11 protein-coding genes and 1 pseudogene are annotated in these 14354 nt (G+C 63.7%); 4 read left to right on the top strand and 8 right to left on the bottom strand.

Annotation, left to right across the window (positions count from 1 at the left end; genetic code table 11):
* Positions 1 to 148, top strand: a pseudogene (locus F1542_RS14930) (uracil-DNA glycosylase family protein); the annotation flags it as partial.
* On the opposite strand, the gene F1542_RS14925 reads toward F1542_RS14930, so the two are convergent.
* The 3 genes from F1542_RS14925 to F1542_RS14915 are packed head-to-tail and all read right to left on the bottom strand — an operon-like array spanning position 135 to position 4629.
* Complete coding sequence (locus tag F1542_RS14925) at positions 135 to 875, bottom strand: MarC family protein (protein ID WP_193733732.1); 741 nt, start codon at positions 873 to 875, stop codon at positions 135 to 137. The pseudogene F1542_RS14930 and the gene F1542_RS14925 overlap by 14 nt on opposite strands.
* Positions 876 to 911: 36 nt before the next feature.
* Positions 912 to 3011, bottom strand: coding sequence for a lysylphosphatidylglycerol synthase domain-containing protein (locus F1542_RS14920; protein ID WP_193733731.1), 2100 nt, complete (start codon positions 3009 to 3011; stop codon positions 912 to 914).
* A 10-nt stretch (positions 3012 to 3021) separates the two neighbouring features.
* Positions 3022 to 4629: a lysine--tRNA ligase gene (locus F1542_RS14915; RefSeq protein ID WP_193733730.1), complete on the bottom strand. Its 1608-nt coding sequence runs from the start codon at positions 4627 to 4629 to the stop codon at positions 3022 to 3024.
* 132 nt (positions 4630 to 4761) lie between these two features.
* Here F1542_RS14915 and F1542_RS14910 point away from each other — a divergent pair, with 132 nt between their 5' ends.
* Entirely contained in the window at positions 4762 to 7701 is a 2940-nt protein-coding gene (locus tag F1542_RS14910) for an ATP-dependent DNA helicase (protein ID WP_193733729.1), read from the top strand.
* Positions 7702 to 7744: 43 nt separating this feature from the next.
* On the opposite strand, the gene F1542_RS14905 is transcribed toward F1542_RS14910, so the two are convergent.
* The 3 genes from F1542_RS14905 to groES all read right to left on the bottom strand — a co-directional run bounded on the left by F1542_RS14905 (position 7745) and on the right by groES (position 10244).
* Positions 7745 to 7948 carry a cold-shock protein gene (locus tag F1542_RS14905; protein ID WP_010507660.1) on the bottom strand — a complete coding sequence of 68 codons (204 nt, stop codon included), beginning with the start codon at positions 7946 to 7948 and terminating at the stop codon, positions 7745 to 7747.
* A gap of 294 nt (positions 7949 to 8242) precedes the next feature.
* The gene (gene groL, locus F1542_RS14900; RefSeq protein WP_141262259.1) at positions 8243 to 9892 is read right to left on the bottom strand and encodes a chaperonin GroEL; all 1650 of its coding nucleotides are present in this window, start codon (positions 9890 to 9892) and stop codon (positions 8243 to 8245) included.
* A 61-nt stretch (positions 9893 to 9953) separates the two neighbouring features.
* The gene (gene groES, locus F1542_RS14895) at positions 9954 to 10244 is read right to left on the bottom strand and encodes a co-chaperone GroES (RefSeq protein ID WP_010507662.1); all 291 of its coding nucleotides are present in this window, start codon (positions 10242 to 10244) and stop codon (positions 9954 to 9956) included.
* Positions 10245 to 10721: 477 nt separating this feature from the next.
* Here groES and F1542_RS14890 point away from each other — a divergent pair, with 477 nt between their 5' ends.
* Entirely contained in the window at positions 10722 to 11384 is a 663-nt protein-coding gene (locus tag F1542_RS14890) for a dienelactone hydrolase family protein (protein ID WP_193733728.1), read from the top strand.
* Between the two features lie 121 nt (positions 11385 to 11505).
* Here the strand turns inward: F1542_RS14890 and F1542_RS14885 are convergent, their stop codons facing one another.
* Both F1542_RS14885 and F1542_RS14880 read right to left on the bottom strand, forming a co-directional pair.
* Positions 11506 to 12411 (bottom strand): S-methyl-5'-thioadenosine phosphorylase, encoded by a 906-nt coding sequence (locus F1542_RS14885; protein ID WP_193733727.1) that lies wholly within the window; start codon positions 12409 to 12411, stop codon positions 11506 to 11508.
* On the bottom strand, positions 12401 to 13222 hold the full coding sequence (locus F1542_RS14880) for a cytochrome c1 (RefSeq protein WP_193733726.1): 822 nt from the start codon (positions 13220 to 13222) through the stop codon (positions 12401 to 12403). Before F1542_RS14880 ends, F1542_RS14885 begins: the two co-directional genes overlap by 11 nt.
* Before the next feature lie 175 nt (positions 13223 to 13397).
* On the opposite strand from F1542_RS14880, the gene hemF reads away from it, so the two are divergent.
* The gene (gene hemF, locus F1542_RS14875) at positions 13398 to 14306 is read left to right on the top strand and encodes an oxygen-dependent coproporphyrinogen oxidase (protein WP_193733725.1); all 909 of its coding nucleotides are present in this window, start codon (positions 13398 to 13400) and stop codon (positions 14304 to 14306) included.
* Positions 14307 to 14354: the final 48 nt, after the last annotated feature.

The raw sequence follows: 14354 nt of genomic DNA, 5'->3' as shown, positions 1-14354 counted from the left end.
ATCATGGCGCACAGGGGCATGGGAACGGCGCACACCCCGGTTTGGCGCTGATGTGCTGCCTGCGCTGCGGGCCTGCGTGCGGGCCATACTGGCGGGTAATGACCTGCCGGACATCCCGCCGTTATCCCCTGCCTTCAGCCAGCCATAAGCAGGACGGCCCGCGCGCTGGACAGGATCACGCCCTGTATGCCGGTAATCAGGATCTGCACGCCAATGGACAGCAGGATCAGTGCGGCAAGACGCGAGACAATCCGCGTGCCGGTCGTGCCCAGCAGGCACAGAAGCTGGTCGGCATAGGTATAAGCGGCCCATACGATCGCGGCCACCAGCATGGCGGCCAGCGACAGCACGCCATAGAAAACAATGTGGTGCCCGCCCGGCGGCCCTTCCGACCCCAGCGCAATGGCGACCGCAATCGTTCCAGGCCCCACGGTAAAGGGCATGGTCAGGGGAAAGAATGCCTGCCCCATCATGTTGCTGCTGGCCGGCGCATTACTGCCCTGACTGGCCTGTGCCTGCTTGCGGGCCTCTTCCGTTTCAGGGGCCTGCAGCAGGGACCATGCCCGCACCGCCACAACCAGCCCACCCGCGATACGCAGGGCATCGATGGTGATGCCAAAAAATGAAAGAACCAGCCCGCCGATCCAGATCGAGGCCAGCATGAGCATTGCGGAATAGAACGCCACCTGCCGTGCCAGCGCCATGCAGGTACGCCGGTCATGTCCTGCCGTGACCTGCGCGAAAATCAGCGCGGCCCCCAGCGGATTGACAATGGAAAACAGCGCCGGAAACGCCATGAGGAAGGCACCGGACAGGCTGGGCAGCCCCACCACGGTGGAAAAATGGGTCAGTAATAAACCCGCATGGCTGGTCATGACCGCCCCCTCCTGCCACACGGCCCCCACATGCCCTTATTGCCCCGTCTGGGATGGGACATGGAATGACGGACGCATCAGGCTGCGGACCATGGTCAGGTCCTCCGCCGCGGCACACAGGTAGCCGGGATGGGTTGGATGCCCCTCTTCCGTCAGGGGCCACGGTGTCAGGCCCAGCTCGTTATAGACCGGCAGCAGGCTGATCCCGACATGCCAGAAAACTGGCTGGCGCCCTTCCTGCAGCGCAAGGTCACGCAACCACCATATGGCGGATGTGCAGTCATCCGCCTTCCCTGCCGGGTCACCCAGCCCGACCAGATAAGGCCCCAGCCGGACAAACGGCAGAAGGGCGCGCCTGCGCGCGCCCGGTATCAGCCCCACCGGCACCGGTGTCATCTGTCCCAGCCCATCCAGCGAATGATCAAAGCTGTGATACAGGGCCTGCGTCTGGGCATTCCATGGCATGACGTGAATACGACCCGGCCGGACCAGCCGCACGATCGTGACCAGCGCCAGCATGACCGCAAGCCCCAGCGTCCACTGCGCGATGCCGGGACGCGTGGCGAACAGCATGATTTCCCACCAGCTGCCACCTGCGGAATCATGCGGTCCCGCCATGACCAGAATCACGATGGAACTGATCAGCAGTACCAGCGACACGATGGTATTGGAAGAAAGTGGTTCGCTCATGATCCGGGCATGGCGGTAATACGACCCGCGGAATGGCGCGATCAGAATGCAGACCAGCATGAGCAGCCCCGGCACCGCCATGGGCGATCCGCGCAGCAGCGTCAGCCCGCACGCCCCCGCCAGCAGTACCATCGTGGCCTTCCACGCCAGCGTCACACGCTGCGACAAACCGATGCCAAGGCCGATCAGCACCACCCCGATCAGTGACAGCAGGTAATCCCCCACCGTCGCGAACAGGGGCTGCATGCGCCCCGTATTCAGCCAGTTTTCCGGGTCCAGCAGGGTCAGCGCCAGCAGCAGCCCGCCACACAGCGAGACTGCGCCGGTTGCCACCGCCACGGAAAAATCGGCCTCGCTTTCGCGTATGACCTGGCTGGGGCGCCCCATGCGCGGTCCCCGCACCGGGCTGCGCGCGCCCACCTTGCGCGACAGGGCGGCATCCCCGCGCAGGAACAGTTCGTGGGCAGCGAACATGATCCCCGCCACGAACAGCGGCACGATGTAATAGAACAGGCGAAAAATAAGGATGGCCGTCACGATACGGGTCGCGGGCACATAGGGCCCCAGCGCGAACATCATCGCGCCATCAAAGACACCAAGGCCACCGGGCACACTGGCCACAAGGCCCGCCGTGTAGGACGCAATATAGATGGCAAGGAACGTGCCGTAATCCAGACCGGGCGCCACCGGCAGGAAGGTATAGGCAATGGCCGCGGTGGCCGCGACCTCCAGCGTTGCGACAAGCGTCTGCATGATCGCCATGCCCGAGGAGGGAAAGGTGATCTGCCACCGCCACAGCCGGATTTCGTTCACATAACGGCCCATGACGACATAGGCGATGACCCCGCCCCACAGCACGATCCCCACCAGCCGCATGAGGAAGCCGGGCAGCATATGACCCACAAAGGGCACCGTACCGGGCTCCAGCACCAGCACACTGCCAATCAGCACCGCCGCCCCCAGCAGGTAGGTGGCCGAGCAGAAGGCGATGATCTGCGCGATCTGGAACGGCTTCAGCCCCCAGTTGCCATATAGCCTGAAACGGACCGCCGCACCGGAAATGGCGGAAAAGCCAAGGTTATGCGACAGCACATAGGAACAGAACGCGGCAAACGCCGTGCGCCTGAACCCAAGCGGGCAGCCCACCTGCCGCACTGCAAGCCAGTCATAGAAGGACAGGACAAGGTAGGACAGCAGCGTAAACCCTGCCCCGGCCCATAATGTACCCACCGGGATGGCGGCCAGCGCGTGGCTGATATCGCGCCAGTGCAGGTGGCGCACCTCGCGCTGCACCACCACCACGGCGCCGACCAGCAGCAGCAGGCCCAGCACATGCGGCAGGTGCCGCAGCAACGGATGCCTTGGCGGTGGCGGCACGCTTCCCCCGGTCGCATTGTCGTCCCCGGCCTGTGGCGGGGGGGGATCGTGCAACGAACGGTCGGACATGGGCTGGCCCTTAGGCCACGGTCCCTTCGCCACGGGTCAACGCCGCCTCGATCAGGGCCACGGTTTCCGCAATCCCGTACAGCGCCACGAAAATCCCGAAACGCGGCCCCTCTTTCTGCCCCAGCAGCACTTCATACAGACAGCCGAACCACGCCCGCAGCGGTTCGAAACCGTGGGTCTTGCCGATCTCGAACACAAGGTTCTGGCAGGTATCGGGGGACACATCCTCCCCTTCCAGCCCGCGCAGGGCTTCGGCCAGGGCCGCCAGCGCCGTGCGTTCATGCGCGTCGGGCGCACGGTAGTGCTTCGTCGGGCGGACAAAGTCGGCGTAATAGACGATGGCATGATCCACCAGCCGCGCCAGCATGGGGCAGCTTTCGGGGGTGGCCTTCGCATCATAACGCTGGATGAACTTCCACAGCACGTCCGGCGTCTCGGCATTGGCGACGGAGGCGAGGTTGAGCAGCATGCCAAACGTGACCGGGCTGCCTGCATCCGCCGGGATTTCCCCCTTGTGGATGAACCATGCCGGGTTGGTCAGCAGGGCGGGATCTTCCGCCGCCAGCGTCTTTGCCTTGGCCACATGGGCCAGATATTCGTCCGTCGCCTTCGGGATCACGTCAAAGAACAGGCGCTTGGCGCGCTGTGGCGCATTGAACATGTACTGCCCGAGGCTTTCCGCCGGGGCGTAGCGCAGCCATTCCTCGACCGAAATCCCGTTGCCCTTGGACTTGGAAATCTTCTGCCCGTTCTGGTCAAGGAACAGTTCGTATGTCAGGCCCGCAGGCGGCTGGCCGCCCAGGATACGGCAGATCCTGCCCGACAGGCGCACGCTGTCGATCAGGTCCTTGCCCGACATTTCGTAGTCAACACCCAGCGCATACCAGCGCATGGCCCAGTCCGCTTTCCACTGCATCTTGGCATGGCCACCGGTAACCGGGGTCTCGAACGTCTCACCGTCTTCATCAGTCCAGCGCACCGTGCCCGCCACGGGGTCAATGGCGTCCATCTTCACCTGCATGACCTGACCGGTGCGCGGGTGGATGGGCAGGACGGGGGAATAGGTGGCGCGGCGTTCCTCACCCAGCGTGGGGGCGATCACGGCAACAATCTTGTCATGCACCTCCAGCACGCGCTTCAGGGCCGCATCAAAACGGCCGCCTTCGTAATACTGCGTGGAGGATGCGAATTCGTATTCAAACCCGAACCCGTCAAGGAAGGAGCGCAGGCGGGCATTGTTGTGCGCGGCAAAGGATTCATGCGTGCCAAAGGGATCAGGCACGCGCGACAGCGGCTTGCCAATATACTGGCGCAGCATATCCTGATTGGGAACGTTGTCCGGCACCTTGCGCAGGGCGTCCATGTCATCGGAAAACGCCAGCAGGCGCGTGGGCAGGCCAGTCAGCTTCGTGAACGCCTGACGCACCCAGGATGTGCGCGCGACCTCGCCAAACGTGCCGATATGGGGCAGCCCCGACGGGCCATAGCCGGTTTCCAGCAGGACGGGCCGCCCGGCCGTGACATCACGCGCGCCAACATGCGTGGACAGTTTGGCGGCCTCCTCAAACGGCCAGGATTTGGGGAGGGGCGAAATAAGGGGACGATGCTGTTCTGACATGGACCGGCAAGCTATGGACAGGAAGGGCGCGGGTCAATCTATCCTATTCCACACCCGGGGGTACAGCAATAATAATGACATGACACACGACGGGCGACATTCGTCCGCCCGTACCCTATATCATTTACCGACATGCCAGACACCCCGCCCCTGCCGGACAGTGCGCCGGCGCTCATTCCCCGGCACGGCGCATGGTCGGTGCTGACCCCGGACGGGGAAATCCTGTCCATGTCGGCCGACGACATACGGCGCGAACTGCCCCAGTGGCCAGCCCCCATGGTCATCCATGCGCCCGCGACCGCGCGCAGGCTGGACCTGCCGCCACCGCCACGCCCCAGTCCATGGCTGGACCTGCTGGAACTGTTCGCCTTCACCCTGCCCGCCCACAGCGCGCCACCCACCGCACGCGGCCTGGGAACGGCACTTGGCATTGCCGAAAGCAGGCTGGACGCGCCGGAAGCCGACCTGCTGCCTGATCTGGTGTTTGAACTGCTGCGCCAGATCGCGGCAAGCCGCAATACACCCGAAGGCAGCATAAAGGCCGCGCTGGCATGGGGCATGCGCCGCGCCGGGTGGGCATGGGGACCATCGGTCTGCGCCGCACTGGGACTGCCGCCCACAGGCGGGCTGCCGGCGGGCATGATCCAGCCCAACGAGGCGCTGAAGGTCTGGACCCGCCTGCCCAAATGGGAAGAAACCGCACCCCGGCCCGCCCCCGCAGCCCATCCGGTCACGGGGGAGGAAGCGCGCGCCCACCTGCGCACCATCCTTGGCGAAGGGGCGGAGCACCGCCCGGCACAGGAAGCCTTCAGCCACGTTGCCGCCCGCGCCTTCGCCCCGCGCACGACACAGGGCGACCCGCACATGGTACTGGCGGAAGCAGGCACGGGCACGGGCAAGACCCTTGGCTATGTCGCCCCCGCCACCATCTGGGCGCAGCGCAATGGCGGGGCCGTATGGGTCAGCACCTATACCCGCCACCTGCAGCGCCAGATCGAATCGGAACTGGCCCGCGTCTATCCCGACCCGGACATCCGGCGCAGCCATGTGGTGGTGCGCAAGGGACGGGAGAACTACCTGTGCCTGCTGAACATGGAAGAAAGCGTGAATATCGCGCTGTCGCGTGGGCAGGCGGGAAACGCGTCCTTCATCGGACCGGCGCTTGTGGCGCTGTGGGCGGCGCATACGCGTGATGGCGACCTGTTTGGCGGTGATCTGCCCGGATGGTTTGCCGACCTGTTCGGCCGCGGCCTGCTGAGCAGCATTGCCGACCGGCGTGGCGAATGCATCCACGGTGCGTGCCCGCATTACCAGCAGTGCATGGTCGAACATTCCATCCGCCGCGCCCGCACGGCGGATCTGGTGATCGCCAACCATGCGCTGGTCATGTCACAGGCGGCATGGCACGCCATGGACGGAACGGACACCAATAACGAGGACAACACCCCCACCCGCTACATCATGGATGAGGGCCACCATATCGCCGATGCCGCCGACAGCGCCTTCGCCCTGGAACTGTCGGGGCTGGAGGCGGCTGAACTGCGGCGGTGGCTGCTGGGGGCGGAAGGCGCACGGTCGCGCGCGCGCGGATTGCGGCGCAGGCTGGAAGACCTGCTGGTGCATATTCCCCGTATCGAGACACCGCTGGATACGGCGCTGATGGCCGCCCGCGCCCTGCCCGCGCCGGGATGGTCCGCCCGCCTTGCCGCCCTCGACCCCGGCAACAGGACGGCAGCCCCTGCCGATGCGCCGGTGGAAGCGGATGAACCCGCTCTGTCCAACCCGTCGGAAGTCCTGCTGCATGAACTGCGCCAGCAGGTGCTGGCCCGCACGCATGGCAGCCCCGAAGGGGGCGGTCGCCGCAGCGACAGCGAATGCGACCTGCACCCCATGCCCGAATCCCTGCATGGGGCAGCACAGGGGCTGGAACGCGCCCTGCGACGGCTGGCCGAACCGCTGCGTACCCTGATCGCCCGGCTGGATGAAGCGCTGGAGACCGAAGCGGACTGGCTGGACACCCCCATGCGTGAACGGATTGCCGCCGCCATCCGCTCGATCCGCAGGCGGGCGCTGTCGCGCGTGGATGGGTGGTGCGCCATGCTGGGCACCATGCAGGCAGGCGCGCCGCCGCCAGAAGGCGAGACGCCGCAATATATCGACTATATCCGCATGGACCGGCGCGAAGGCCAGAACCCTGGCGAGCGGGATGTGGGCCTGTACCGCCACTGGCTGGACCCGACCATTCCGTTTGCCAGCGTGCTGGCGGCGCCTGCCCATGGCGTGCTGGTCACATCAGCCACATTGCGCGATGAAACAGGGGAAGATACGGCAAATGACAGCGCCGAGCGCGCATGGGACGCAGCCGAAGCCCGTTCGGGCGCGATCCACCTGCCGTCCCCCGCAATCCGGTCGTCTTTTCCAAGCCCGTTTGATTACGCGAAACAGAGTCGCGCCTTCATCATCACCGATGTGGCGCATGATGACCCGGCGGCGCTGGCAGGGGCCTACCGCACGCTGTTCATGGCATCGAACGGGGGCGCGCTGGGGCTGTTTACCGCCATATCGCGGCTGCGCGAAGTCTATCGCCGCATCGTAACCCCGCTGGAGGCCGCGGGCCTGCCACTGTTTGCCCAGCATGTGGACCCGATGGACAACGCCACACTGGTCGACATCCTGCGCAGCGAGCGCAATGCCTGCCTGCTGGGCACGGATGCAATGCGTGATGGGGTGGATGTGCCGGGCGATGCCCTGCGCCTGGTGGCGTTCGAGCGCGTGCCGTGGCCGCGTCCCGATATCCTGCACCGTGAACGGCGCATTCACCTGTCTGGTGGCGCACCGGGGCGCTATGACGACAGGATCGCCCGCCTGCGCCTGCGCCAGGCGTTCGGGCGCCTGATCCGCAGCCGACAGGACAGGGGTGTATTTGTCCTGCTGGACAGGCGCACCCCGTCACGCCTTCTGTCCGCCTTCCCCGAAGGGGTGGCGGTCCGCCGCCTTGGCCTGAGTGCCGCGGCAAGGGAGATCACGGCCTTCCTGCAGGCGCAGGATACATCCGTGGACCAGCTTTCCTGATCATGACTCCCCCCTGGGCCGCCCCGCTACGGGGGGCAGGGCGTCAGAGCGCCTTGAGGTTGGTCGCGGCGGCCTTGCCACGTTCCATGGCGATGTCGTAGCTGACAGCCTGATCCTCGTTCAGGCCACGCAGGCCGGCGGCCTGCACCGCGGTGATGTGCACAAACACGTCCTTGCCGCCATCATCAGGCATGATGAAGCCAAAACCCTTGGTTGCGTTGAACCATTTTACTTTTCCGGTAGCCATAGCCAGTCTCTTCTCCAGCGCCATCCTTGCCGGTCCTAATACCGGCAATCCGGGCGCGTGCCTTTACGGCCATGAAAAAAACGGGGCATCCGGAAAACACCCTGCCACTTTCACGTCGTTCGTGCTCACTAGGGGCAGCATGAAATGACCGCCCGTGTCAAATCATCCTGACATGCCCGGTGCGCACATCCCAGCCATGTGTACGAAAAAAAGGGGGAAGGACCACTGGCCCTTCCCCCTTTTTTCGTGGCGCTGGCCCCCGCATGCGCGGGGACCATGACATGCCCGGCCGGATCAGAAATCCATGCCGCCCATGCCGCCCATACCACCCATGCCACCTTCCGGCATTGCGGGGGCCTTCTTTTCCGGACGCTCGGCCACCATCGCTTCGGTGGTGATCAGCAGGCCGGCAACCGATGCCGCATCCTGCAGCGCCGTGCGGACAACCTTCATCGGATCGATGATGCCGGCTTCCACCAGGTCCTTGTAGTCGCCGATCTGGGCATCGAAACCATAGGTGTAGGTGTCGTTTTCCAGAACCTTGCCGGCGATGACCGCACCATCTTCACCCGCATTGTGGGCGATCTGGCGCAGCGGAGCCTGCAGGGCCTTGCGGATGATGTCCGCACCGACGCGCTGGTCGTCGTTATGGAAGTGCAGGCCACCCAGCTTGGTCGATGCGCGGGCCAGTGCCGTGCCACCACCGGGGACGATGCCTTCCTCAACCGCCGCGCGGGTCGCGTGCAGGGCGTCGTCAACGCGGTCCTTGCGTTCCTTCACCTCGATCTCGGTGGAGCCACCGACGCGGATCACGGCAACGCCGCCTGCCAGCTTCGCCAGGCGTTCCTGCAGCTTTTCACGGTCGTAGTCGGAGGTGGTTTCCTCGATCTGCGCGCGGATCTGGCTGCAACGGCCCTTGATGCCGTCCGTGTTGCCAGCGCCTTCGACAATGGTGGTGTTTTCCTTGTCGATGTGCACCTTCTTCGCGGTGCCCAGCATGTCCAGCGTAACGCTTTCCAGCTTGATGCCGAGGTCTTCGCTGATGACCTGGCCACCGGTCAGGATCGCGATGTCTTCCAGCATGGCCTTGCGACGGTCACCGAAGCCCGGCGCCTTGACGGCGGCGATCTTCAGGCCACCACGCAGCTTGTTGACCACCAGGGTCGCCAGCGCTTCGCCATCAACATCTTCCGCAATGATCAGCAGCGGACGGCCGGACTGCACGACCGCTTCAAGCAGCGGCAGGATCGGCTGCAGCGAGGACAGCTTCTTTTCGTGGATCAGGATGTAGGGGCTGTCCAGATCGACGGTCATCTTTTCCGCATTCGTTACGAAATACGGGGAGATGTAGCCACGGTCGAACTGCATGCCCTCGACCACGTCCAGCTCGGTGTGCAGGCCCTTGGCCTCTTCCACCGTGATGACGCCTTCGGAGCCGACCTTCTGCATGGCCTGCGAGATCATCTCGCCGATTTCCTTTTCGCCATTGGCGGAAATCGTGCCGACCTGTGCCGTCTCGGCCGGGGTCGTGATCTTCTTCGCGTTCTTCTTCAGCTCTTCAACGACAACGCCAACGGCCTTGTCGATGCCGCGCTTGAGGTCCATCGGGTTCATGCCGGCGGCAACAGCCTTGGCACCTTCACGCACGATGGCCTGCGCCAGCACGGTCGCCGTGGTGGTGCCGTCGCCTGCGATGTCGTTGGTCTTGGATGCGACCTCACGGACCATCTGCGCGCCCATGTTCTCGAACTTGTCGGCCAGTTCGATTTCCTTGGCGACGGAGACACCGTCCTTCGTGATGCGCGGTGCGCCGAAGCTCTTGTCCAGGACAACGTTGCGACCCTTCGGGCCCAGCGTCACCTTTACCGCGTCTGCAAGAATGTCCACGCCACGCAGCATGCGCTGGCGGGCTTCACCGCCGAACTTTACGTCCTTGGCTGCCATTTTCTTCTTCTCCGATATGGAAAGTTTAAAAGGTTACTCGGTCAGGAAAGCGCCGGGTGGGTCAGGCGACCACGCCCATGATGTCGCTTTCCTTCATGATCAGCAGTTCTTCACCGTCGATCGTCACTTCCGTGCCCGACCACTTGCCGAACAGGACGCGGTCACCCGCCTTCACGTCGAGGGGAACAATCTGCCCCTGTTCGTTACGGGCACCTGCGCCCACCGAGATCACCTCGCCTTCCATCGGCTTTTCCTTGGCGGTCTCAGGGATGATGATACCACCTGCCGTTTTTTCCTCGCTCTTGAGGCGACGGACGACCACACGGTCATGCAGGGGACGAAATTTCGTCATGGATCGCTCCAAATCTCTTAAAAGGTAACGCCCTTGAATCAAGCAACGCCACCGGTTGGCGCGCGCGCCAGGCCGCATCGCGTTAGCACTCCCCTCATGAAAGTGCTAAGAACCAGATAGGAAGCCCCCCAACAGGTGTCAAGAAGCGGGACGGGACCAGGTGCGCATAATTCGCACCCCGAAGACAACAAAGCGGGACATCGAAACTTTGTTGTTTAATATCAGACAGTTAAAAGAAACAATCCGACCCCGTCAAAAGTGGAAGCCCAGCCGTCACCCCAGCGCATGATGAATGCGCGCACCGATTCCCGGCAGCCGTTCGGGGCACTGCCAGAACACCGGCGCCTGCCCCGTTCCAGACCGGGACAACAGGGAAAAATTCTCATAAACCGCCTCATCACGCGGGTTTCATATTGACGCGGAAGGGCACGGCATCATTGTGTGGCGGGCAACGAAGGAACGAATGGAGTTAAAGGCATGGGCGCAGTCATCACCGTTACAGCGGCGGACGAACACACGTTTTCCGCCTACCGGGCTGGCCGGCCGGATGCCGCGCGCTGCGTTGTGGTGGTGCAGGAAATATTCGGGATCACGCCCTATATCCGCGCCGTATGCGATTCCCTTGCGGCAGAAGGCTATCAGGCGATTGCGCCGGCCCTGTTTGACCGTGTGAAGCGCGACGCCATCCTGCCCTATGACGATGCCGGGATGCACGAAGGCCTGAAACTGCGCAGCGAGATTGCACAGGCCGATACGCTGAAGGACCTTGTCGCGGCGGCGGAGATGCTACCAACGGAAAAGAAGGGGATTGTCGGCTTCTGCTGGGGCGGGAAGCTGGCATGGGAGGCGGCGTGCCATACCAAAGCGTTCGCGGCGGCGGTGGCATGGTATGGCGGCAGCATTGCCCAGACCCGCAACCAGGTACCCAACTGCCCCGTACAACTGCATTTCGGCGCGGACGACGCGCATATCCCCGCCGATGAGGTAGACGCCATCCGTGCCGCACATGAAGATATCGAGATTTTCACGTATGAAGGGGCCGATCACGGCTTCGGCTGCACCGATCGCCCTTCCTATAATGAAGCAGCCGCCACGCTGGCCATGCAGCGCACGCTGAGCTTTTTTGAACACTGGCTGTAATACAGCCCGCATAAAAAAACGCCCATGCCTTCCGGCATGGGCGCTTTTTCAAAAGATAAGCGTTTCTGGTGAAGCTTTTTGGAAAAAGGCGGCACCCGAAGGCTTTTATTACTTTTTCAGGTCAGACCCGGTTCAGCACGCGGCCTGCAACAGCTTCCAGCTTCTTCAGCAGGGCCGGGTCGCGTTTGTCGGGTGCCGTGATGATGGCGTGTTCAAGCGCGCGGTCACATCCCGCGTAACAGGGGCCACGCTTCGCACCCAGCTTCGGGATGACCGAACGGACAAGGGCGCGGGCACGGCTGGCGTTTTCCTGCATGACCTTGACCACGGCATCCACCGTCACGCTGTCATGATCGTCGTGCCAGCAATCGTAATCCGTGACCATGGCGACGGTGGCGTAACAGATCTCGGCTTCGCGGGCGAGCTTGGCTTCAGGCATGTTGGTCATGCCCACCACGGAACAGTCCCATGAACGGTACAGGTTGCTTTCGGCGCGGGTGGAAAACTGCGGCCCCTCCATGACCAGATACGTGCCGCCACGGGTCACATCCAGCCCCAGTTCCCGGCACTGACCTTCCAGGACGTCGCCAATACGCGGGCACAGCGGGTCGGCCATGCCGACATGGGCCACGCAGCCGGTGTCGAAAAAGCTCTTTTCACGCGCAAACGAACGGTCGATGAACTGGTCGATCACCACGAAATGGCCCGGCGGCAGTTCTTCCTTCAGTGAACCGACAGCCGAAAGCGACACGATATCGGTCACGCCCGAACGCTTCAGCGCGTCGATGTTGGCGCGGTAGTTCAGGCGCGAGGGCGGTAGCGGATGGCCCCGGCCATGACGCGGCAGGAACACGCAGCGCACGCCATCAAGCCTGCCGAACAGCAGCTGGTCGGACGGCTTGCCCCACGGGGTTTCGACCGTGCGCCATTCCTTGTCTTCAAGACCTTCGATATCATACAGGCCGGAACCGCCGATCAGGCCGATGACCGGCTCGATCTGTTCTTCGGTGACAGGCTTAGTGGACATTGGACCACGTTCTCCGTTTCAGGCAGATGGAAAGAATAAGCAGGATCAGCAGGAACACGGCAGCCCCGACACCCGTACGGTGGCGTTCCACCAGATGCGGACTGGCCGCCCATGCCAGGAAGGTGGTGACATCACGCGCCTGCTGCGCCACGGTTGCGGGCGTCCCGTCGGGATAGGTGATCGCGCCATCATACAGCGGCGGCGGCATGGCGATCTGCCCGTTCGCGGCATAGGGGTTGTAGAACAGTCCCGGCGGCACGACCGTGCCGGGTGGCGGCGTCTGTCCGTAACCGGTCAGGAAGGCATAGATCCGGTCCACGCCGCCGGGATGCACCACCGCCAGCCGTGACTGGTCCGGCGGGGCGACGCCGTGATTGGCCGCGGCGGCCGTATGCGCGTCGGGATAGGGCGACAGCAGGTGGTCATCCATGTTGGCCGGCCGCGTGACCGGGTGGCCACTGGCGTCCACCCCCGCCGGGACGCGGTGCGCGCCCGCTATGGCGTTGATGTCCGCATCCTTCAGGCCCAATCCCGCAAGATCGCCATAGGTGACCGATTTCATGCCATGACAGGCGGAACAGACCTGCGCGTAAACGGTATAGCCGCGCTGGACCGACGCCATGTCGAAATGGCCCAGCGGCCCGGCGAAGCTCCAGTCCTGCCGGGGCGGTTCACGATAGTCATGCGCCTGCGCCATTGCCCCGCCACCTGCCATGGATGCCGGGATGACAAGGCAGGCCAGCAGCATGCCACGTCGCAACAAATTACGCGCAGATGGCGCATTGCCCTGCTGATGACCCCGTTCATGCATGTCCGCTACGTTCCCGCCGCAATTACGTGTTCCTTTTTGCGTTCCCGCCAAAAGTGTGTCCCCTTCCTAGCGGTTGCGTAACGGGTCTTGCAATCGCCCGTCTTGCAATAAGCGGAACAAACGGGCACCCGTAATACCCATTGCGAATGACCAGAACGGGCAGAACGATACAACCATGACAACATCCCGCACCCCAGTTGCCCACGATGGACTGAAGGACACGGCCCGGGCCTGGTTTGAAAACCTGCGTGACCGGATATGTAACGCCTTCGAAAAGATCGAGGACGACGCCGTGGCACAGGGCAGCCCGACCCTGCCGGGCAAGGATGCGCCCGGCCGTTTCGAACGCACGCCATGGAACCGCACGAATGATGACGGCACGCCCGGCGGCGGCGGGGTGATCAGCCTCATGCGCGGGCGCGTGTTTGAAAAGGTGGGGGTCAACGTTTCCACCGTCAGCGGGGAATTCAGTCCCGGCTTTCGCGACTCGATTCCCGGCGCTGCGGAAGACCCGCGTTTCTTTGCCACGGGCATAAGCCTTGTCGCCCATATGTGCAGCCCGCTGGTGCCCGCCGCCCATTTCAATACCCGCATGATCGTCACGACGCAGGGATGGTTTGGCGGCGGCGGCGACATTACGCCCATGTTCCCCGAAAGCGCCGAGGCCATGAGTGACGCCGGCCGTTTCCATGACGGTTTCCGCCTGGCATGCGAAAAGCATGACCCGGAATATTACCCACGCTTCAAGGAATGGTGCGACCGGTATTTCTACCTGCCCCACCGTGATGAAGCGCGCGGTCTGGGTGGGATTTTCTATGACCGGCTCGATACCGGCGACATTGATGCCGACTTCGCCTTCACGCGCGATGTGGGGCTGGGTTTTCTGGAAACCTATCCCGACATCGTGCGCAGCCGCATGATGGAACCGTGGACCGAGGCCCAGCGCAAGGCACAGCTTGTCCGCCGCGGGCGGTATGTGGAGTTCAACCTGCTGCATGACCGCGGCACCATTTTCGGCCTGAAAACCGGCGGAAACACCGAAGCCATCCTCATGAGTCTTCCCCCGGAAGTCCACTGGCCATAAGAATAGGCCCATGCCTGCCTCACGCATCCCGTCCCGACCTGTTCCGAT

The organism is Komagataeibacter sp. FXV3 (genome assembly GCF_015155755.1).
GTDB lineage: Bacteria > Pseudomonadota > Alphaproteobacteria > Acetobacterales > Acetobacteraceae > Komagataeibacter.
The sequence above is the reverse complement of the archived record's forward strand: the minus strand, read 5'-3'. Positions and strand labels throughout refer to the sequence as shown.

What these genes read in the sequence shown, in the direction of transcription:
- F1542_RS14925 (WP_193733732.1), bottom strand. Translation starts at nt 875, where the DNA reads ATGACCAGCCATGCGGGTTTATTACTGACCCATTTTTCCACCGTGGTG.
- F1542_RS14920 (WP_193733731.1), bottom strand. Translation starts at nt 3,011, where the DNA reads ATGTCCGACCGTTCGTTGCACGATCCCCCCCCGCCACAGGCCGGGGAC.
- F1542_RS14915 (WP_193733730.1), bottom strand. Translation starts at nt 4,629, where the DNA reads ATGTCAGAACAGCATCGTCCCCTTATTTCGCCCCTCCCCAAATCCTGG.
- F1542_RS14910 (WP_193733729.1), top strand. Translation starts at nt 4,762, where the DNA reads ATGCCAGACACCCCGCCCCTGCCGGACAGTGCGCCGGCGCTCATTCCC.
- F1542_RS14905 (WP_010507660.1), bottom strand. Translation starts at nt 7,948, where the DNA reads ATGGCTACCGGAAAAGTAAAATGGTTCAACGCAACCAAGGGTTTTGGC.
- groL (WP_141262259.1), bottom strand. Translation starts at nt 9,892, where the DNA reads ATGGCAGCCAAGGACGTAAAGTTCGGCGGTGAAGCCCGCCAGCGCATG.
- groES (WP_010507662.1), bottom strand. Translation starts at nt 10,244, where the DNA reads ATGACGAAATTTCGTCCCCTGCATGACCGTGTGGTCGTCCGTCGCCTC.
- F1542_RS14890 (WP_193733728.1), top strand. Translation starts at nt 10,722, where the DNA reads ATGGGCGCAGTCATCACCGTTACAGCGGCGGACGAACACACGTTTTCC.
- F1542_RS14885 (WP_193733727.1), bottom strand. Translation starts at nt 12,411, where the DNA reads ATGTCCACTAAGCCTGTCACCGAAGAACAGATCGAGCCGGTCATCGGC.
- F1542_RS14880 (WP_193733726.1), bottom strand. Translation starts at nt 13,222, where the DNA reads ATGCATGAACGGGGTCATCAGCAGGGCAATGCGCCATCTGCGCGTAAT.
- hemF (WP_193733725.1), top strand. Translation starts at nt 13,398, where the DNA reads ATGACAACATCCCGCACCCCAGTTGCCCACGATGGACTGAAGGACACG.